Genomic DNA, 19758 nt, shown 5'->3' with positions numbered 1-19758 from the left:
ACCCCTCGGCAAACGGGCAGGCAAGTGTGTCGGGGGCGGAGGGGGCGAACTATAATGAGGCGTGATGAAACGATCTTTTCGCCGTGCCGGGCTGCTGCTTGTTCTCCTCGGATTGATGCTGGGGCTGGCCGAGCCGGCGTCTGAACCCAGCCCGGAGGTTGATCCGCCGGTGACCGAGGCCGCCGCCGAAAGCGAGGTCGTTGAGACCGAGGCGTCGGCCGAGTCCAATCCAACCGCCGCATCCGCCCCCGCCAAAACGGTGTCGAGCCTGCCCAGCGGGTCGAACGTCGCGGTCATCCCCATCGAAGGGATCATCTACGACTTCACCCTCGACAGCCTGCAGCGCCGCATCGATCGTGCCCTGGCCGACGGCGCCTCGGTCATCGTGTTGGAGATCGACACCAACGGCGGACTCGTCACCGCCGCCCTCGACATCTCCCGCTACCTCAAAGACCCCACCGAGGTCCCCGTCCCCACCGTCGCCTGGATTAAACCCAAGGCCCTCTCGGCCGGGATCATGATCGCCGCGGCCTGCGACGAGATCATCATGGCCCCCGCCGCCCAGACCGGCGACTGCGCCCCGATCGTGCCGGGCATGAACCTCTCGCCCACCGAGCGTGCCAAGGCCTTCTCGCCCATCGCCGCGGAGTTCAAAAACTCGGCCGCCACCAACGGCTACACCTACGCCACCTTCCACGCGATGTGCGTGCTCGGCGTCGAACTCTACCTCATCGAACACCCCGACACCGGCGAGCGCCTCGTCGTGAACCAGGCCGACTACGCCGTCATGGTCAACGGCGATCTCTCGGCCTCCACCGGCATCCCCATCGACAACTCCACCAGCACCCCCAGCGGCAACATCCCCAGCCTGCCCATCCCCGGCAGCAGCAACAGCCAAACACTGGGCCCCACCAACACCACCCTCGACCTCGCCGAGGCCGAGTCCTACCGCCCCGAAGACGTCGGCGTCTGGAAGCCCGTCATCAGCCTGCCCTCCGGCAAGTCCGCGCCCAACGGCCGGTTCCACTCCGGCGTCGGCCTGCTGTTCACCACCGACGACGTTCTCGCCGCCGACATCGGCCTTTCCAAAGCCACCATCCAAAACGACGCCGACCTGCAACGCTACCTCGGCGCCGCCAGCGTCACGCGGATCGACCAGAGCTGGTCGGAAAACTTCGCGGGCTTCCTCACCAAGCTCTGGGTCCGAGCGATCCTCGTGGTCCTGCTCGCCATCGGCGTGTTCCTCGAACTCCAAGCCCCCGGCCTGGGCATCCCCGGAGCCATCGCGCTGCTCGCCCTCGTGGGCTTGTTCGGCGCCCCGATGATCATCGGCCTGGCCGACATCTGGCACATCCTGCTGTTCATGGTCGGGCTTACGCTGCTGATCGTCGAAATCGGATTGGGGGGTGCGACCTTCGGGGTCCTCGGCGTGGTCGGCATCATCGTGATGATCGGTGCGCTCGTGATCTCGGTGATCCCGAGCACCGGCGGCATCCCTGCCCCGGGCATGTGGAACCAGCTCCTCGCCGCACTGCTCGCCACCGTCATCGCCTTCGTGCTCGGCGGCGTGGGCATCGGCCTGCTCATGCGAAACTTCGGCAACATCCCCGGCCTCAGCCGTCTCGTCCTCGCCGACGCCCAGGCCAGCGCCGGCGACGTCACCGAACCCACCCACCTCGCCGGCGACGAAGTCCACGGCAACGGCCACATCACCGTCGGCCAAACCGGCAAAGTCCTCAGCACCCTACGCCCCGCCGGCGAAGCCGAGATCGACGGCCAAGTCATCGACGTCACCAGCCTCGGCGCCTTCCTCGAGCCCGGCACACCCATCCGCGTCGTGGAAGTCACACGCTATTCGATCGTGGTGGATGCGGTTCAGGAAAGCTGAATCACTCGGCCAACGACCCCATCGGGTCCCACGGCGGCAGGACGACGGGTTCACTCTGAGCTGCGGCAACCACGTCGGCGGGCAAGAGGTCTTTGTGAACCGCCACCTCGAACATGTACTCGTCGAACCACGAGTCGTTCATGGTGTAGTAGCCCTTGATGCCGTTCTCGTCGCCCCAGGAATTTTCGACGCGCCAGCGGCGGGCCGAGTTGGTGCCGGGGTCGACGTCGACGCCGGTGAACATCATGGCGTGGGTCATCAAGGTCTGGTGGTGGATGAGGCGATCCGCTTTGTCGTGGGTAAAGCTGGCGTTATACACGCCCTCGTAGTCGAACAGCTTGGCGTCCCAGATGCCGAGTTCGCGGTGCATCATTTTGCCGACATCGCATCCCATCCACACCGGCTCGCCGCGTTCGGTCATGCTGCGGCGGGTGACGTCTTTCATGAGGTTGATATCAACGTTGACGTAGCGCACGCCGCCGTCGTAGTCGCCGCCGAGCACGTTGCCCAGGTGGGCGACGGTGAAGGCTTTGCCTTGCGGTGAAGACGGACGCGGGTCGTGCACGAGGCAGACGTAGTCGTCGAGGTCGATCGTGCAGTACTTCTCGGCGAACTCTTGCGGGGTGACGGTGCCGACGTGGTGGAACTGCTTGTCCTTGTCGTTCCACCGCCAGTCGAACTCGGTCGGTGGGGTGCCGAGGTGGATCGCCAAGACGCGGTAGACCGTCTGCATCAGGTCTTGTTTCTTGGCGTCGAGTGCTTCACGGACCGCGCCGTTTGCCTTCAGGTTGCGTAGCGTGGCGGCGCCTTCACGGAGGATCGTCTTGAGGTTGGCGTTCATCCGCGGGGTGTTGGATGAGCTTTCGGATTCGGGCATCGCCGACTTGGGCACGAGGCCGTACTTCTTCACGACGTTGACGAACATGTTCCACTGCCCGCCGTCGTCGAGCGGGTGGTCGAGCAGGTAGGCGACGACGCGGTCGTCGATGTCGCGGTCCGCAGTCAGCAGGATCTGTTCAAAAAAGTAGTTGGCTCGCTCGAGCTTGTCCCAGAAGAACGTGTAGTTCTGGCTGAACTCGAACGCCTTGAGGTTCATCTTCTTCATCGCGCCGACGCGCAGAAGGTTCAAACCCGCGAACATCCAGCACCGGCCCGACTTCTTCTGGCTGGTCACCGCCCAGTCGTCGAGCACGTGGCTGAAGGTGTGGTCGATGCCCGTGACCACTTCACGGTCGAGCGCCACATCGTCCAGCGCCGCCCGGGTCACGGCGTTTTGCATCAGCCGGTGCTGCGGGTTCTCGTCGAAGGCCTGCCGCCACTGCGCGAGAGATTCGGGAGAGATGCCGGCATCGGCCGAGGTCGGGGACGAAGACGAGGAAAGCGTGGTCAAGGAAAACTCCAAAGGTGCCGCCCCGAATAAACACGGAGCGGCGGGTTGATTCGGTAACCGATTCTATGCCCGGGCAGGTCTACTCGGGCAGCGGCGGCCCCGCCGGCTCAAACGAAGCCATATCCCCCGGGGCGGGCTGGACCGTCGTGGCGGCCACGCCGGGCTCTTCGTTGACCACCTTGCTGACCAGCACCGCCATGTACCCACCCAGCGCCAACGCCCCGGTCGCCAACACCAGGCAAAGAACCACCATCATGGTGTTCATCTTCTGGCTGCGCTGGTACATCTCCCGCATCCGCTCGTCGTTGACCCGGGTCTGCTCGACCACCGCGCCCATCGAGTCACGCGTCGCGGCGTTGGACTGCTTCACTTCGCCAAGCGTGTCGTTCAACGCGGCGACACCCTGGCTGAGTTCGGTGCGGCTCGCGTGGCCCTCGGTCAGGTGGTTGTCGATCGAAGTCAACGCCCGCTGCTGGTGGGACGACGCGGTGGCGAGGCCGGTGATGGCGTCGGTGAGCTGCTTGGACGTCTGATTCTGGTCTTCGAGGTGGTTGTGGATCGCCTGGAGCATCCCGGTGTGCCGGTTGGCGCTGTCGGGGATCGACTGCAGCACATCGGGCAGTCCGCTGAGCAGCTCCATCATCTTCTCGCTGCGGTCGGCCTGCTGTTCGAGGTGCGTGCGGACCGACTGCATGGTCTCGATGACCTCGCCGTAGCCCTGCTTGAGCTGCTGGATCGAGACTTCTTTCTTCACCTCGGGTTGGTCTGGGTCCTCCCGGCGGGTGACATCGACCGACACCGGCTCCTTGCCTTTGAGGGCCCACGCGAAGAAGTTGCCGACTTTGTTTTTGAGTTGCGCCACGCCGAGGTCTCCCGACTCTTGATGGTTGCCGATGCGGAAAGCAGGCCGCAGAACCACCGGATTGTAACGGGCGGCGTGGGTTTCAGGTCGAAGCCCGCTCCGGTGCCAGCGCAACGCATAAAAACAACCCCGACTTCGATCGAAGCCGGGGCAGCGTGGTTTGTCGAAAGTGAGGAACCGATCACTCGGCCGAAGTGGCGTCCGTGTCGGTCGGCTCGGACGATTCCGGGGAGTCCTCGGCGTAGGCGTAGCTCGGGCCGTCGCCATCGAAGAACAGGGCCACGGCTTGTTCCTGATCCGCGGGCAGCGGACGGAAGCCGGCGGTGAGCATGGCGCGGTTGATCTCGGGGTTGGCCATGAATTGACGCCAGACGAAGCCGGAGCGTTCGTTTTCGATCATGAGCATGGTGATGCCCACGTCGATGCCGATCACGTCGTTGGCGACCCAGCCGGTGGCGGGGTTGAAGGCGTCGGCCAGGCCGTAGTGCTTCCACACCTTGTCGCCGTAGACATCCACCATGTGGCGGACGGCGGCAATGCACTCGTCGGGCTTGAACGGGATCGAACCAGCTGCGGCACAGGGCACGATGGTGCCGTCGATGTGCGGCGAGGGATCGGGGCCGCCCCAGGCGGTGTAGCCATTGGCCGAGTCGCTGGAGGTGATGCCCCAGAGCATCTCGCTGTAGTGCGGAAAACGCTCGGTCAGCTCGGGCGAGCTGAACATGTCGCGGTGGGCCCGCGTGGCGAAGACCGAGTTGGTCCAGTAGTCGGCGTAGTCGTCACGCTTGCCGCGGAAATCGATCCACGCGTGGCTGAACTGGTGCACGAACAGCGGGGGGAACGACATGAAACGTTCGCCGGTGTTTTCGTTGGTGTAGACCGGGCCACGCTTCCAGTTGTGCCAGGTGTGCTCGGGAAGCGGGTGGGTGTTGCTGCCCAGGCCCAGCATCTGCAGCACGAGGTGCTCGCTGAAGTGGTCCCACCGCCAGGTAATGAAGCCTTCTTCCGGCGTCCAACCCATGCTCAGCGTCTTGCCGTCGCTCATCATCCACGGCCAGTTCACGCGGTCGTAAATCGCGGTCGCGAGCTCGGGGATCTCAGCGTGATCCGAGTAGTACTGACGTACGGTCAACACACCCGCCAAGAGCAGGGCGGTGTCGATCGACGACACTTCGCAGTTCCAGATCCGCTGACCCGTGGTCATGTCGATGAAGTGGTAGAAAAAGCCTTCCTTGTGTTCGGCCTTGTCGAGCAGGAAACGCAGCGTGGTAACGACGCGCTCTTGCGACGCGTCGGTTTCCACCCAGCCACGTTCATCCGCAATGGTCAGCGCGGTGAGGCCGAAGCCGACCGCGGCGATGCTGCCCGCGGGTTCTTCGCCGGCGTAGACCAATCGGCTGCCGTCGGCGGGGGCGCGGTCGGCGGTCATGCCGGTCGCGGGGCTGGTCTGTTCCCAGAAGTACTTGAAGCAGCGCAGCTGCCATTCGTCGAGAAACGCGCGGTCGCTCATGAACACCGGCCGATCGTTCTGCACCTGAGCCACCGCCGCCGAGGGCGCGGCCGAATGCACGCCGGCCACCACGGCCGCGAGTGCGATTGCCTTGACCACTTTCCGAAACACCTGGATCATCGATGTACCTCGATTCGATCTGCCCGCCGGAGATAGCGTAGCCGACCCGAGCCGTTCGGGTCTCGCGGCGTGTTGTCGCCGCATCACTCATCACGCTGGCGGGATAATCTCGGACCCTCTTGGAACGCCCGATCCGCCGCTACGCGAACCATCTATCCCATCGGCAAGGCGGGCCGGAGCGCTTCAGTGTTCATACGGCTTCTCCCGATACACGGTTCATTCCAACCATGCTGCCGAACGGCGATAAAGACATGAAAATCAAAGAAATACCACTCTAGACGTCACCAGTGTACCCCCGGGGCACACGCGCTGTCGAGAGCGAATGTCGGCCTCCGGGTCTGCGAGTTATCGCTACTTGTTCAGGGCGTTGTTGCCTTCGCCCAGATTCAGCAGCGGCAGGGGGGCGGGGCTGTCGCCATTCAGGAAGTAAATCTTCGCCGCGGGATCCTTGCTCATGGACTTCAGGGCTTCCAGAGATTGCAGCTGGATGTACGCGGGGTTTGCCGAGATCGCTTCGTTGATCTTCTGGATCTCGTAGGCCTGGGCGTCGGCAATGAGTTTCCGACGCTCGGCTTCTTCCTGGGCGGCTTCACGCTCGGCCTTGGCCTGAACGACCTTCTGCTGCGATTCAATCGTGATCCGTTCAAGCTCCGCTTTTTCGCGCTCGGCTTCCTGTTCTTTCACCTTCTTCTGCTCCACCTGCCGCAGGATGACCGACGGTAAACGGAAGTCGCGGATCAGCACCTCCTCGACCTCGATCCCCTTGGGCCCGAGCGTCTGACGCAGGCTCTCGGTCATGTCGGTCTCCAGCCGTTGGTGGGTGGTGTCGTTGAAGAAGTCTTCGGCACGCTGAATCGTCTTGCCCGACTCGCGGATCAGTGAGCGCAGGTTCGGCACGAGGTGGACTTCGATCGCCTTCTCTTTCGAGCCGGTGTTCTCGAGCATGGAGGGCGCCATCGTCCCGATCACGCGGTACTGCACCGAGATGTCGACTTCGGTGTTCTGTTGGTCCTGACTCGGAACGTTGGAGGTCTCGTAATGCGACTGCTGGCGCGTGTCGTAGAGCGACCAACCCAGCAACGGGTTGACGATATGAAAGCCCGCCTCGTAAGCCTCATCATCGACACTGCCAAACAAGGTCGCCACGCCGACGTGGCCAGCGGGGATGATCTTGATGCAGCGTGACACGCCAATCAGCAACAGGACCAGGATCAACACGATTGGGGCGGTTTTTTGCAGGGCGGGGTGCATGGCAAGCTCTTTCAGCAACGGGGCGATTCAAACAATGATACGGCCGCATTTTAAGGGAACCCCCACCCCGCCGATGGAATTTCTTGCTTCTTTGCTCCCGCTGATGAAAGATAACCCGGCGATTTACGTCCATTAGACGGATACGCTCATTTCCATTTCAGGGAGTCCCCATGCAACGCGCCATTCTTTTGTCTCTCACGGTCTGCCTGGCTCTGGTTCAGATGGGTTGCCTCATCAATGTCGGCGGCACCAAGGTGGTCAAGGCGTCCGAATCCCGTAAAGCGGTCAGCTTTGAATCCGATGCCGGCATGTCGGCTTTCGCGTCTCACGTGAAGTCCAGTTATCCCGCCGAGAAAAACCTCGGCTCCGGATACTTCGGGATCCCGTTCATCATCAGCGTCCACGAGCAACGTGTTCTCTCGGAAAACGCGCACTTCAACGCCGCCATCGATAAAGTCGACCTGGACCAAAACCAAGTGATCACCGACGGCGAATTGAACGCGGCGGGCATCATCGTGAAAGAAAAAGAACCCGCGGATGACTCCGCGGGTTCGAGTGGGTTCCAGACTTTGTAGAGCGATCAGCTCGCGGCGGCGGCCATCTTCTCGGCCTTGGCCTTGGCGTCGTCCAGGGTGCCGACGTACATGAACGCCGATTCCGGGATGTCGTCGCCTTCGCCTTCGCACAGGCGCTTGAAGCTGTCGATGGTTTCCTTCAGCGGGGTGTAGATGCCGGGGAAACCGGTGAACACCTCGGCCACGAAGAACGGCTGCGACAGGAAGCGCTCGATCTTACGGGCACGGCCGACGATCAGCTTGTCTTCTTCCGACAGCTCGTCGACACCGAGGATGGCGATGATGTCCTGCAGCGACTTGTAACGCTGGAGGATCGACTGCACCGAGCGGGCGACCGCGTAGTGCTCTTCGCCCAGCACGCCGGGGTCGAGGATGGTCGAGGTCGAGGCCAGCGGGTCGACCGCGGGGAAGATGCCCTTCTCAGCGATACCCCGGGCGAGAACGACGAACGCGTCCAAGTGGGAGAACGCCGTGGCGGGGGCGGGGTCGGTGAGGTCGTCCGCGGGCACGTAGATCGCCTGCACCGAGGTGATCGCGCCCTTTTCGGTCGAGGTAATCCGTTCTTGCAGTTCGCCCATCTCGGTGGACAGCGTCGGCTGGTAACCCACCGCCGAAGGCATCCGGCCGAGCAGCGCCGACACTTCCGAGCCGGCCTGGGTGAAGCGGAACACGTTGTCGACGAAGATCAGCGTTTCCTTACCCGACGCGTCGCGGAACTCTTCGGCCATGGTCAGGCCCGACAGAGCAACACGCAGACGAGCACCCGGAGGTTCGTTCATCTGACCGAAGACCATGGCGACCTTGTCGATGACGTGAGCGGTGTTGCCTTCGGCATCGGTGTATTCCGCCTCGGACATTTCGCCCCAGAGGTCGTTGCCTTCACGGGTCCGTTCGCCGACGCCGCAGAACACGGAGTAGCCACCGAACTCACGGGCCACACGGGCGATCATTTCCTGAATGATGACGGTCTTGCCGACGCCCGCACCGCCGAACAGGCCGATCTTGCCGCCGCGGACGAACGGGCAGAGCAGGTCGACGACCTTGATGCCGGTCTCGAGGATCTCGGTGCGGGGGTTCAGGGCGGTGAAGGCCGGCGGCTTGCGATGGATGGGCGAGGTCTTGCCGGTGTTGACCGGGCCGCGTTCGTCGATGGGCTCACCCAGCAGGTTGAACACCCGGCCGAGCACGCCTTCGCCGACGGGCACCGCGACGGGCTCGCCCTGGTCAACGCATTCCATGCCACGCATCACGCCGTCGGTCGAGCCGAGGGCGACCGCACGGACTTCGCCGCCGCCGAGGTGCTGCTGCACTTCGCCGGTGAGGTTGATGTCGATGCCGTTGTGGCTGCCGGTGATCTTGATCGCGTTGTAGATCTCGGGCAGGTCCGATTCGGGGAACTGGGCGTCAAAGGTCGAGCCGATGACTTGGGTGACGGTGCCGGTGCTGGCCATGAAAAACCTTTCGGGGATACGGGTTCACTAATCGTGCGAGCGGAGAAGATAACGCGAGCCCGGAGCCACCACAAACCAGATATATCGAAATTCGATATATTGTGATGCCCATGCCCGAAACCGCCCCCCGATACCGCCGCGACCTGTTTCGAGCCAGCCTCGAGGTGCTGGTGCTTTCGGTCTTGGCCGACCGGCCGGCCCACGGGTACGCGATCCAGAAACAGCTCCAACTGACTACCGGGCAGCCCCTGCCCTACGGCACCCTCTACCCGCTGCTCCACCGCCTTGCCGAGCAGGGCCTGATCCATGCCGAGGCCGCAACCGTCGGCGGCCGCGCCCGCAAGCGATACCGCGTCACCGACGTGGGCCGTGAGCAGTACCGGGCCTACGCCGCGGATTGGCAAGCGATGCTCGCCCAGATGCAGTCGGTCGTCCTGCCATCGCTCCGCCGTATCGCCCGACCGACGCTGCCGGTCTGATCCCGCCAAAAGCGGAAGTGCGCGCACTCTTTACAATGCCCCCAGCATGCCCGATCCGATCGACGTCTACCTCCTGGCCGGCCAATCCAATATGTCCGGCAGCGGCCAAAGCCACGAACTGCCCGATGTGCTCAAGGCCCCGCACGCCTCGGCTCGCATCTACTTTGCGCCGCTCAACTCGCCCGGCAACGAACGCCTCGATCGGCCGCACGTCCGCCAATGGTCGGCGCTCGCGCCCAACAGCGGCGAACACCCCGGCGGGTTCGGCCTCGAACTCTCGCTGGGACACACCCTCGCGGCCCGCAGCAACACACCCGTCGCCCTCATTAAATCCGATCGCGGAGGCACCTCGCTCTACGCCGACTGGCGGCCCGAAGACCACGACGACCCGTCCACGCTGACCAACCTCATGCTCGCTGCGTCGGCCGAGGCCTGGGAATCCCTGCTTGAAGAAGGACTCAACCCCCGTCTCGCGGGGATCATCTGGTATCAGGGCGAATCCGACACCAGCCTCAATAACCCCGACCCCCACGCCTATAGCCAACAGCTGCAAACGATCTTCGAACTCATCAGCGATGAGTTGAACGACGGCCAACCCGCGCCAAAAACCATCGTCCGCATACGGCCTGCCACTGAACCCAATCACAGCAACGATCACGTCATCCGCCAACTCCAGGTGCAGGTCGCCCAGGCCGACCCGATGGCGACGTGGATCAACACTGACGATCTACATCAAATCGAAGGCGATGCCTGGCACGTCAACGGTCAATCCCTGCTCACTCTGGGCGACCGCGCTGCAGAGGCATTGCTAACCCTTCTCCCGCCGGGCGAAGGTGGCCCGCAAAGCGGGTCGGACGAGGGCACGCAAGTCGCAGTTGAGCCTTCCGTGCCTGATCAAGTGGAACCAGCCGCCGCGGTGTCGGCCGAAACTGATGCGCCCACGGCATCTGAGCCAACCCCCGAGCCCCCTCACCCCAGCCCTATCCCGGCAGAAGGGGGAACCGAGCCCGCAGCATCTCAAGACACGGACTCGATTGAAGATGAACCCGCGGCTTCGGAGCCCGAAACCCCGAAATCCGAAATCGCAAGTCCGAAATCCCTCGAGCCCCTGCCCAAGCCCGACGCCACCCGCGTCCTGGCTCTCATGAACCAGAAGGGCGGCGTCGGCAAGACCACCACCGCCGTGAACGTCGGTGCGGCACTGGCCAACCTCGGGCTCAACGTCCTTTGCATCGACCTCGACCCGCAGGCCCACCTCACGCTCTCGCTGGGCATCGAGCCGGACGAGATCGAGAAGTCCAACTACGACTTGTTCACCGATCCCGAGACCACGGCGATGGAGGTCGTGCGTTACACCGCGCGGGACGACAAACGCCTAGCGGTGCTCCCCGCCGAGACGAACCTCGCCGGCGTCGAATCCGAACTGTCGGACATGATCGCCACGGGCCTGGCCCAAACCATCCTCCGCAACAAGTGCAAAGACCTGATCCAGCAGTTCGACTACGTGCTCATCGACTGCCCGCCGAGCCTGGGCCTGCTCACGATCAACGCGCTGACTCTCGCTTCGCAGATCGTCGTGCCGATGCAGGCCCACTTCCTCGCGCTGCAAGGTATGACCAAGCTCTTCGAGACGATCGGCATGGTCCGCCAGGGCATCAACCCCAACCTCACCGTCGCTGGCGTCGTCCTCTGCATGCACGAAGGCAACACGCTGCTGGCCAGCGAAGTCATCGGTGAACTCGAAGGCTTCTTCGAGGCGGCCCGCGGCACCACCCAGCCGTGGGCCGAGGGCCAGGTCTTCCAGCCGCCGGTCCGCCGCAACATCAAGCTCGCCGAGGCCCCCAGCTTCGGCCAGTCGGTCCACGCCTACGCCCCCGACTCCAACGGCGCCAAGGACTACCTCGCCCTGGCCCGGTCGATCGCCGGCGGATGATCCACCCCTAAAACCCGCCATCATTCTCCTTAGCGCCGCGCCCCACTCCGGGTAAGCTGAAGTGATTACCAAGCCACTTCAAACACCCTGAGGGAGGGTTCAACCATGTCCATGTCCCGTTGCACCGGATTCGCCGCGCTGTTCGCGTTGCTCTTTGCTTTCGCCGCGCCCGCGCTGGCCGACACCCAAGCCGACGTCGACAAGATCAACGGCCTGCTCCGCCGCGCCGAGAGCAACCTCCAATCCGTTGAGCAAAACCTCGCCGGCCGCACCACGCCGCCCAAGGGCTCGGCCGGCAAACTGCTCGCCCAACGCCTCAAGCAGGCCTACGGCGACCTCGAACCCGCGGGCAAACTCGTCGCCGGGCTGCCCGCTGGCGAAGCGGGCGTCGCCGAGGCGACCGAGCGATACAACACCAACGTCACCCTCTACCAGAAGCTCGCCGCGATCATGAATGGCGGCCAGGCACCCGCCGACGCCGGCCCCAAAGACGGCGAGGTTAAGCTCGGCTACCCCCACGCCGACAACTTCAAAAACACCCAGTTCACCTACAAGAACAAGGTCGTCGCCCCCGCCAACGGCCTCACCAAGCTCCACGCCGAACTGCTTCCCGTCGAAGATCAGATGCTGATCAACCACCGCGTCACCGCTCAGGCGCTGGCCACCATCGCCGAGGCGCGACGCCAAGCGGGCTTCGTCGAAGAAGGCCTCGCCAAGCTCCCCGCCAACGGGCAGGGCGTCGCCGGCGCCAAAGACGCCCTCGCCAAGTCGCTCGAACAGATCCAGGGCAGCGAAGACTACTTTGCCCCGCTGCACGAACAACTCATGGCGATGATCGACCCGGCGAAGTTCCCCAACTTCGACGCCGACCGTAAGCGCCTGTCGGGCCTGAGCGGCGACTACCGCCAGGACTGGGTGTTTACCGACAACCGAGCCCGCGCCGCCGAGCTGTTCACCCAACGCCCCGCCGCCCAGGAAGAACTCATCCGCATCGCCAAGGCCTACCAACGACAGATGCAGCAGCAGACCGAGATGGGCAAGACCATCGAATCGGTGGGCAACGGGGCTCTCAAGAGCTTCCAGGAATTCGACGCGAAGATCGAAGAGCAGAAAAAACTGCTCCCCGCTTCGATCCGTGAAGACATGGCCGAGGCCGACAAATACGCGACCGAGGCGGTTGAGAACCAGAAGCCCATGTGGTTCCAAGGCGGGATCCCGCAGCGGATGGGTTGGGCGGAAGACAAGCTCGCCCTACTGGTAGTGATCGATCCCGAGAACGGCCCCGCGGTGCAGAAGGAATACGACGCGCTGCAGGCCAGCCTGAACCAGCGGGCCGACTCGCTCAAGGAACTGATCATCCGCGAGAACCAGCCGCCCGCCGACAACTTCGCCGGCGCTGATCGTGATGCCGCGATCGAGATCGCCAAGTCCGGCTGGGCCGTGCAACAACCCGACGCCGAGATCCTCGACATCCGCATCCCCAGCGAAGCCTGGTCTCGCGAAACCAAATGGACCTACAGCAACGGCACCTGGTACTTCAGCGACCGCTCCCGACTCCAGGTCCGCCTCTTCGTCGCCGACCACGAAAACCCCAAGCAGGTCATCGACCGCCCGGTCAACGTCATCAAAGACCACCAGAAGGGCGACACCATGATCGGCGTGCCGATGCGCAGCTTCGATGAAGAACTGCAACCCAGCGAGTACCTGCTGAAGGACAAATTTAAATAGGGCCTATGGCCGTGTGGACTTGATCCACTTCGCCAGCGTCGATTTCGACATCGTATTCACCACGTCGTCCGTGGTCGCCCCAGCCCGTCGGGCAGTAACAACGCCGAAGCGGAGGTTGTTGAGGTGGTCTTCGCTGTGGGCGTCAGTGTTGATGGCGAGTTTGCCGCCGTACTCCTGGACCCAGGTGCGGGCGTGGGTGTCGCGGAGGTCGAGGCGGTAGGGGCTGGCGTTGATCTCCAGGGCGATGCCGCGGTCCTTGGCGGCTTTGAAGATCGCTTCCATGTCGGGCGACAGGCCTTCGCGGCGGTTGACGATCCGGCCGGTGGGGTGGCCGACGATGGTGACGTAGGGGTTCTCGATCGCTTTGAGTAGGCGCTTGGTGGCCTTGGCGGGGTCTTGGGTGAGCGCCGCGTGGGGAGAGGCAACGACGATGTCGAGCTCGGCGAGCAAGTCGTCGTCGTAGTCGAGCGAGCCGTCGGCGAGGATGTCGACTTCGCTGCCGGCCAGAACGGTGATCGTGCCTTCGAGTTTCTTGGCGACTTTGCGCACGGCCTCGATGTGTTGGACCAGGCGTTTTTCGCTCAGGCCATTGGCCTGGGCCTGGCCCTTGGAGTGGTCGGTGATGGCGACGGTGTGGAAACCGCGGCCAGCTGCGCCGAGGGCGTTTTCTTCGATGCTCCATCGGCCATCCGACGCGGTGGTGTGGCTGTGCAACTCGGCTTTGATGTCGGCGAGCTCCAAGAGTTTTGGAAGTTCATCCGATTCCGCCAACGCGAGTTCGCCGCGGTCTTCACGCAGCTCGGGCGCGACCCACGCGAGGTTCATCGCTGCGAAGACGTCTTCTTCGGTCGCACCCGCGATGGGTTCACCATCCTTCGACAGCGAATACTCGTTGAGCGACATGCCTTGGGCGATGGCCCGCTCGCGCATCTTCACGTTGTGTTCTTTGCTGCCGGTGAAGTACATGAGGGCCGCGCCGAAGTTCTCGGGGGCGACGACGCGGAGGTCGACCTGCATGCCCTTGGATTCTTCGTGGGTGCGGACCGACGCCTTGGTGTCGCCATGAGCGATCACATCCGCCACCGCGACGTGGTTGACGAAGGCGTCGAAGATGGCCTTCTTCTGTTCGTCGGTGCCAGACGACGCGACGAGAATATCGACGTCTCCGATGGTTTCCTTGCCCCGGCGCAAGCTCCCGGCGTACTCGATCTTCTCGATTGAGGGCAGGTCCTTGAGGTCTTCGATCAGCATGATCGCCAACGCATACGCTAAGCCGATCCGCTGCCGATCCCCGGCCGACTCAGCGAACTTTAGGTTCTTCAGGATGTTCTCGATCTTCTTCTTGCCGAAACCTTTCAGAGCTTCGAGCTCGCCGGTCTCGATTTTCGCTTTCAGGTCGTCGATCGACTCGATGCCCACCTCGTTCCACAGCAGCGCCACGGTCTTGGGCCCGAGCCCGGGCACGTCCATGACTTTGAGCAGGCCGCTCGGCACCTGAGCAAGCAGCTTCTGGTGGTCGGCGATCTGCCCGGTCTCGAGGAACTCGGCGATCCGCTCGGCCGTGCCCTTGCCGATGCCCTCAACCTTGGGCAAAAGGGCGGGATCGATCTCCGAGACCTGCTTGGTCATGTCTTCGAGGACCCGCCCGGACTTGGCGAAGGCGTTGACCTTGAACCGGTTCCCGCCGGTGATCTCGGTCAGGTCGGCCATCTGATGAAAAATCGCGGCGAGTTGGGCGTTGGTGGTCGGCATCGGGTCTCGGCGGGGCGGTATGATTGAGGGTCATCGGCCGCTATCGGACGTAAGCCGGAGCGGCCCCGAAGGGATCATCTTATGCCACATCACCGCTCTTGGACTGCGTCTGTTCTCGCTCTGGCCCTGTTTAACGGATTCGCAGTGCCGACTTTGGCCGAGCCGGAAAAGCCCACGCTGCTGGACATCCAGGTCGAGGCCATGCCCGAGGTCGACCCCCAGGCCCCGATCATCGAGCAGCTAGACATTAAAGCCAGCCGCAACCACAACAACCCCAAGGCGTTCTACTCCATCGCTGTCCGCGGCACCCTCGCCCGGCCCGACGGCCTCGACCACGCCTACGGCCCGCTCGCCTGGTGCGTCACCGCCGCCCACGACGCCGACGACCAACCCATGCGCTACAACACCGACGGCTACCCCACGCCCGACGCCCTGCTCAACGAACCCGTCGATGAGCTCTACCGCCGCCTCGGCCCAACGATGGTCCGGGTCAATTCGCAGCGGCTGACCTTCAACGTGTTGCTGCGCGACCTGGATTACCTCACGCCGCGCTTCGAGCGCCTGGCCATCCGCAGCTACGCGATCCTGGCGGACGACGAGCAAACGCTCGACCTCGACCTGCCCGCGGTCGGCGGCTCGGCCGATGTCGCCGGGGCGTGGGTTCTGACGGTGCAACCCACCGAAGACCGGCAGGAGCTGCAGCTGCACGCTGTGAACCCCGAGCCGGGCGTTTGGCCGCTGCGTCTGGAGCTGATCGACGCCGAGGGCAACGTGCTGTCCACCGGCTATCGCCGGGGCACCATCACCCTCGACGACACAATGGCCACCCAGTGGCGCTTCAGCCAGCCCACCCTCGTACCTGGCCCCGATGAGGAAGCCACCGGTTGGCGACTCCGCGTCCACCACACCACGAACCTGCAACTGAAGCAGCTTGATGCGGTGCTCGGCGATGTGCAATTGATCGACCTGACCGCCCCGGCCACGCCCGATGCATCGTGAACGCTCACGGGCGTGCTGCCCCGGAGTTTTCATCCCTTGTACAGCCGGGCGTCGCCACACTGGCGTAGACTAAACTCAGCCCTGCCCGCTCCCGCCCTGGAACCCCTCCGATGCCCCCGACCGCTGCCTCGAACTCAACCCCTGCCACCGCCTTCGCCCCGCTGGACACCTTCCCGCGTCGGCACATGGGCTTTTCCGAGGCCGACCTGCAAACCATGCTCGACACCGTGGGTGTGGGCTCGATGGACGCGTTGATCGAGCAGACCGTGCCGCGGGACATCCGCTTGGACGGGCCTCTGAAGCTCGATGGGCTGGATGATGCGCAGCCGCTGGGTGAGTCCGCGGCGTTGGCGAAACTGCAAGCTTATGCCGACGAAAACCAGCCGATGACCTCGATGATCGGCATGGGTTACCACGGCACGATCACGCCGCCGGTGATCCTGCGTAACGTGCTCGAGAACCCGTTGTGGTACACGCCCTACACGCCGTACCAGGCCGAGATCTCGCAGGGCCGACTCGAAGCGCTGCTCAACTTCCAGACGATGGTTAGCGACCTCGTCGGCCTGCCGTTGGCGGGGGCGTCGCTGCTCGACGAAGGGACCGCGGCGGCCGAGGCGATGGCGATGTGTTTCAACATCGCCCGGCAGAAAAAGAAAAAATTCTTTGTGGCCGAGGACTGCCACCCGCAGACGATCGCGGTGGTGAAGACCCGGGCCGAAGGCTTGGGGATTGAGGTGGAGGTCGGTGCCGCGGGCGACGCCGATCTGGAAAGTAAAGAATACTCGGGCATTCTCCTGCAATACCCGGCGACTGATGGCGACATCTCCGATTACTCGTCCGTTGCCGAACACGCTCACGAACACGGGGCCCTGGTTGTCGCCGCGACCGACCTGCTGGCCTGCTGCCTGATCACGCCGCCCGGCGAGTGGGGGGCCGACATCGCCGTGGGCAGCGCCCAACGCTTCGGCGTCCCCATGGGCTACGGCGGCCCGCACGCCGCGTTCCTCGCCACCCAGGAAAAATACGCCCGCAAGATGCCCGGTCGACTCATCGGCGTCTCCAAAGACGTCCACGGCAACCTCGCCCTGCGTATGGCCATCCAGACCCGCGAACAACACATCAAGCGGGATAAGGCGACCAGCAACATCTGCACCGCGCAAGCCTTGCTCGCCAATATCGCCGGGTTCTACGCGGTCTACCACGGGCCGGAGGGGTTGAAAGCCATTGCGGAGCGGACCCATGCTCTTGCCAAATCATTCGCGTCAGCGATTAATCAAGGCGACCGGCATGGCAATAACTTCCTTATTGCTTCCACAAGCTTTTTCGACACAGTCAGTGTGACATGGCGTGACCCAAGCTCTCTGGGAGATGGAGCCGACCTTTCGGTAACCGCGCAGCATGCCGTAAACCATGGGTATAACGTTCGTCTTGCCGATACGGATACGCTGATCTTTTCGTTCGACGAAACGCATACCCTAGACGACGTCTGGGAAGCGATACACATCTGCTATGGCGACGAAAAAGCAGAGTACGACTGGAGCAACCTAGCTGATTCGGGCGGCTTGGATGACTTTACCAGCCGCAAATCCGACTACCTCACCCACCCCGTCTTCAACCGCTACCACACCGAACACGAGATGATGCGCTACCTGCAGCGCCTCGTTACCCGTGACTACGGGCTCTGCCACGGCATGATCCCGCTCGGGTCGTGCACCATGAAGCTCAACGCCGCCGCCGAGATGATCCCTGTGACCTGGCCGGGCTTCGCGGACCTTCACCCCTACTGCCCGACGGATCAAGCCCAGGGATACGCCAAGCTGTTTGAAGACCTCGAAAGCTGGCTCGCCGAGATCACCGGCTTCGCCGGCGTGTCGCTCCAGCCCAACGCCGGATCGCAGGGCGAGTACGCCGGGCTGATGGCGATCCGGTCGTACCACCACGCCAACGGCGACACGCAGCGCACCAAGTGCCTCATCCCCACCAGCGCCCACGGCACCAACCCCGCCTCGGCGGTGATCGCGGGCATGACCGTTGTGCCCGTCGCCTGCCGGGACAACGGCGACATCGACATGGACGACCTCGCCGCCAAGGCCGAGCAACACGCCGACGAGTTGTCCTGCCTGATGATCACCTACCCCTCGACCCACGGCGTGTTCGAGGACACCATCCGCCAGGCCTGCGACCTGATCCACCAACACGGCGGCCAGGTCTACATGGACGGCGCCAACATGAACGCCCAAGTCGGCCTCACGTCTCCCGGCAAGATCGGGGCCGACGTCTGCCACCTCAACCTACACAAAACCTTCTGCATCCCCCACGGCGGCGGCGGCCCGGGCATGGGACCGATCGGCGTCGTCGCGCATCTCGCCGGGCACCTGCCGGGCAACCCCGCCGAAGGCAATGGCTATGCGATCAGCGCGGCACCCTACGGCAGCCCGATGATCCTGCCCATCTCCTGGATGTACATCGCGATGATGGGGCCGGCCGGCCTTAAGGAGGCGACCGAGCAAGCCATCCTCAACGCCAACTACATGGCCGCACGCCTCCGCGGCCACTACGACATCCTCTACACCGGCCCGTCCGGCACCGTCGCCCACGAGTTCATCGTCGACGTCCGCCCGTTCGAGAAGTCGGCCGGCATCACCGTGGACGACTTCGCCAAACGCCTCATGGACTACGGCTTCCACGCCCCGACGATGTCCTGGCCCGTCGCGGGCACGCTCATGATCGAGCCGACCGAGAGCGAATCCAAGGCCGAGCTCGACCGTTTCTGCGACGCGATGATCTCGATCAAAGAAGAGATCGCCAGCGTCGAGGCCGGCGAGTGGCCGCGTGAAGACAACCCGCTCAAGGGCGCCCCTCACACCGCGGACCACGTCACCTCCGACGACTGGCCTCACGCCTACCCCCGCCAAACCGCGGCGTACCCCGACCCGCGGCAACGCGAACTGGGCGCCAAGTTCTGGCCGGCCGTGGGCCGCATCGACAACCCGTATGGCGACCGCAACCTCGTCTGCACGTGTGCACCGATGGAGAGTTACGGAGAGCCCTCCTGATGCTCGGGTGGTTCCGGGAACGGCGACGCCGACGAATCCTGCGTGAACCGATGCCCGAGGCGTGGAGGCGGATCATCCGTGAAAACGTCAGGCACTACGACAAGCTCAACCGCTGGGAGCAGCGGAAACTTGAGGATGACAGCCGTGTGTTTGCCGCCACCAAAAGCTGGGACGGCGGCAACGGTGTAGAAATCACCGATGAGGTGAAGCTCACCATCGCCGCGCAGGCCTGCCTCATGGTGTTGGGCTTTGATGATAGCCTCGACCGATTCCACAACGTGCGTCAGATCGTGGTGCTTGAATCCGCTTACAGCCTGGCAATCGGGCGCGAGCGTGAAAACACGAGGCCGCAGTTTCTGGGTCAGGCGGCGATGGACGGCCTGGTGTACCTCGCATGGGACAGTACCCGTCACGGCGGACGCGACCCACGCGATGGACGCAATCTCGTCTACCACGAGTTTGCCCACATGCTCGACTTCGATGACGGCCTAGCCGACGGCACCCCAATCCTGCGCGGCCGTGATGACCTCAAAACCTGGGTCGACGTCATGACCGCGGAGTACGAACAACTCTGCCAAGATTCACACGAAGGCCGAGCCAGTCTGCTGGATCAGTACGGCACCACAAACTCCGCGGAGTTCTTCGCCGTCGCCACGGAATGCTTCTTCGAAAAAGCACACCAACTCCAGAAGCGGCATGCCGACCTATACGAAGTTTTGTCCGCGTATTACGGCCAAGACCCCGCTTCCCGGTAATACGCCCTG

At 63.7% G+C, this 19758-nt stretch carries 14 protein-coding genes; 8 read left to right on the top strand and 6 right to left on the bottom strand.

The annotated features are described in order from the left end of the window. Positions 1-64 precede the first annotated feature (64 nt). Positions 65-1888: an NfeD family protein gene (locus HNQ40_RS07580; RefSeq protein ID WP_184677274.1), complete on the top strand. Its 1824-nt coding sequence runs from the start codon at positions 65-67 to the stop codon at positions 1886-1888. Position 1889: 1 nt separating this feature from the next. Here HNQ40_RS07580 and HNQ40_RS07575 read toward each other — a convergent pair whose 3' ends face one another. The 4 genes from HNQ40_RS07575 to HNQ40_RS07560 form a co-directional block, all read right to left on the bottom strand. Further along, positions 1890-3278, bottom strand: a complete 1389-nt coding sequence (locus HNQ40_RS07575; protein WP_221435419.1) for a C1 family peptidase — start codon at positions 3276-3278, stop codon at positions 1890-1892. 79 nt (positions 3279-3357) lie between these two features. After that, positions 3358-4140, bottom strand: a complete 783-nt coding sequence (locus HNQ40_RS07570) for a hypothetical protein (protein WP_184677273.1) — start codon at positions 4138-4140, stop codon at positions 3358-3360. Positions 4141-4321: 181 nt separating this feature from the next. Further along, positions 4322-5770: a glucoamylase family protein gene (locus tag HNQ40_RS07565; protein WP_184677272.1), complete on the bottom strand. Its 1449-nt coding sequence runs from the start codon at positions 5768-5770 to the stop codon at positions 4322-4324. Between the two features lie 351 nt (positions 5771-6121). Beyond that, positions 6122-7039, bottom strand: a complete 918-nt coding sequence (locus HNQ40_RS07560; protein WP_221435418.1) for a prohibitin family protein — start codon at positions 7037-7039, stop codon at positions 6122-6124. A 152-nt stretch (positions 7040-7191) separates the two neighbouring features. Here HNQ40_RS07560 and HNQ40_RS07555 point away from each other — a divergent pair, with 152 nt between their 5' ends. After that, on the top strand, positions 7192-7596 hold the full coding sequence (locus HNQ40_RS07555) for a hypothetical protein (RefSeq protein WP_184677270.1): 405 nt from the start codon (positions 7192-7194) through the stop codon (positions 7594-7596). Positions 7597-7601: 5 nt separating this feature from the next. On the opposite strand, the gene atpD is transcribed toward HNQ40_RS07555, so the two are convergent. Further along, entirely contained in the window at positions 7602-9047 is a 1446-nt protein-coding gene (atpD, locus tag HNQ40_RS07550) for a F0F1 ATP synthase subunit beta (protein ID WP_184677269.1), read from the bottom strand. Positions 9048-9157: 110 nt separating this feature from the next. Here atpD and HNQ40_RS07545 point away from each other — a divergent pair, with 110 nt between their 5' ends. The 3 genes from HNQ40_RS07545 to HNQ40_RS07535 all read left to right on the top strand — a co-directional run bounded on the left by HNQ40_RS07545 (position 9158) and on the right by HNQ40_RS07535 (position 13187). Next, the gene (locus HNQ40_RS07545; RefSeq protein ID WP_184677268.1) at positions 9158-9526 is read left to right on the top strand and encodes a PadR family transcriptional regulator; all 369 of its coding nucleotides are present in this window, start codon (positions 9158-9160) and stop codon (positions 9524-9526) included. A gap of 46 nt (positions 9527-9572) precedes the next feature. After that, entirely contained in the window at positions 9573-11459 is a 1887-nt protein-coding gene (locus HNQ40_RS07540; RefSeq protein WP_221435417.1) for an AAA family ATPase, read from the top strand. 105 nt (positions 11460-11564) lie between these two features. Continuing rightward, positions 11565-13187: a hypothetical protein gene (locus HNQ40_RS07535; protein ID WP_184677267.1), complete on the top strand. Its 1623-nt coding sequence runs from the start codon at positions 11565-11567 to the stop codon at positions 13185-13187. Between the two features lie 3 nt (positions 13188-13190). Here the strand turns inward: HNQ40_RS07535 and polX are convergent, their stop codons facing one another. Further along, positions 13191-14939 carry a DNA polymerase/3'-5' exonuclease PolX gene (polX, locus tag HNQ40_RS07530; protein ID WP_184677266.1) on the bottom strand — a complete coding sequence of 583 codons (1749 nt, stop codon included), beginning with the start codon at positions 14937-14939 and terminating at the stop codon, positions 13191-13193. Between the two features lie 81 nt (positions 14940-15020). Between polX and HNQ40_RS07525 the strand changes: the two genes are divergently transcribed. The 3 genes from HNQ40_RS07525 (at position 15021) to HNQ40_RS07515 (ending at position 19749) form a co-directional block, all read left to right on the top strand. Continuing rightward, the gene (locus HNQ40_RS07525) at positions 15021-15938 is read left to right on the top strand and encodes a hypothetical protein (protein WP_221435416.1); all 918 of its coding nucleotides are present in this window, start codon (positions 15021-15023) and stop codon (positions 15936-15938) included. A 110-nt stretch (positions 15939-16048) separates the two neighbouring features. Beyond that, complete coding sequence (gene gcvP, locus HNQ40_RS07520; RefSeq protein ID WP_184677264.1) at positions 16049-18994, top strand: aminomethyl-transferring glycine dehydrogenase; 2946 nt, start codon at positions 16049-16051, stop codon at positions 18992-18994. Next, a complete protein-coding gene (locus HNQ40_RS07515) occupies positions 18994-19749 on the top strand; it encodes a M90 family metallopeptidase (protein WP_184677263.1) in 756 nt (251 codons plus the stop codon). The genes gcvP and HNQ40_RS07515 overlap by 1 nt, the downstream gene beginning before the upstream one ends. The last annotated feature ends 9 nt before the right edge of the window (positions 19750-19758 follow it).

Source organism: Algisphaera agarilytica, assembly GCF_014207595.1.
Taxonomy (GTDB): Bacteria; Planctomycetota; Phycisphaerae; order Phycisphaerales; family Phycisphaeraceae; genus Algisphaera; species Algisphaera agarilytica.
Note: the sequence above shows the minus strand (reverse complement) of the source record. Positions and strands in the feature narration are given on the sequence as shown.

What these genes read in the sequence shown, in the direction of transcription:
- HNQ40_RS07580 (WP_184677274.1), top strand. Translation starts at nt 65, where the DNA reads ATGAAACGATCTTTTCGCCGTGCCGGGCTGCTGCTTGTTCTCCTCGGA.
- HNQ40_RS07565 (WP_184677272.1), bottom strand. Translation starts at nt 5,770, where the DNA reads ATGATCCAGGTGTTTCGGAAAGTGGTCAAGGCAATCGCACTCGCGGCC.
- HNQ40_RS07555 (WP_184677270.1), top strand. Translation starts at nt 7,192, where the DNA reads ATGCAACGCGCCATTCTTTTGTCTCTCACGGTCTGCCTGGCTCTGGTT.
- atpD (WP_184677269.1), bottom strand. Translation starts at nt 9,047, where the DNA reads ATGGCCAGCACCGGCACCGTCACCCAAGTCATCGGCTCGACCTTTGAC.
- HNQ40_RS07545 (WP_184677268.1), top strand. Translation starts at nt 9,158, where the DNA reads ATGCCCGAAACCGCCCCCCGATACCGCCGCGACCTGTTTCGAGCCAGC.
- HNQ40_RS07540 (WP_221435417.1), top strand. Translation starts at nt 9,573, where the DNA reads ATGCCCGATCCGATCGACGTCTACCTCCTGGCCGGCCAATCCAATATG.
- HNQ40_RS07535 (WP_184677267.1), top strand. Translation starts at nt 11,565, where the DNA reads ATGTCCATGTCCCGTTGCACCGGATTCGCCGCGCTGTTCGCGTTGCTC.
- polX (WP_184677266.1), bottom strand. Translation starts at nt 14,939, where the DNA reads ATGCCGACCACCAACGCCCAACTCGCCGCGATTTTTCATCAGATGGCC.
- HNQ40_RS07525 (WP_221435416.1), top strand. Translation starts at nt 15,021, where the DNA reads ATGCCACATCACCGCTCTTGGACTGCGTCTGTTCTCGCTCTGGCCCTG.
- gcvP (WP_184677264.1), top strand. Translation starts at nt 16,049, where the DNA reads ATGCCCCCGACCGCTGCCTCGAACTCAACCCCTGCCACCGCCTTCGCC.
- HNQ40_RS07515 (WP_184677263.1), top strand. Translation starts at nt 18,994, where the DNA reads ATGCTCGGGTGGTTCCGGGAACGGCGACGCCGACGAATCCTGCGTGAA.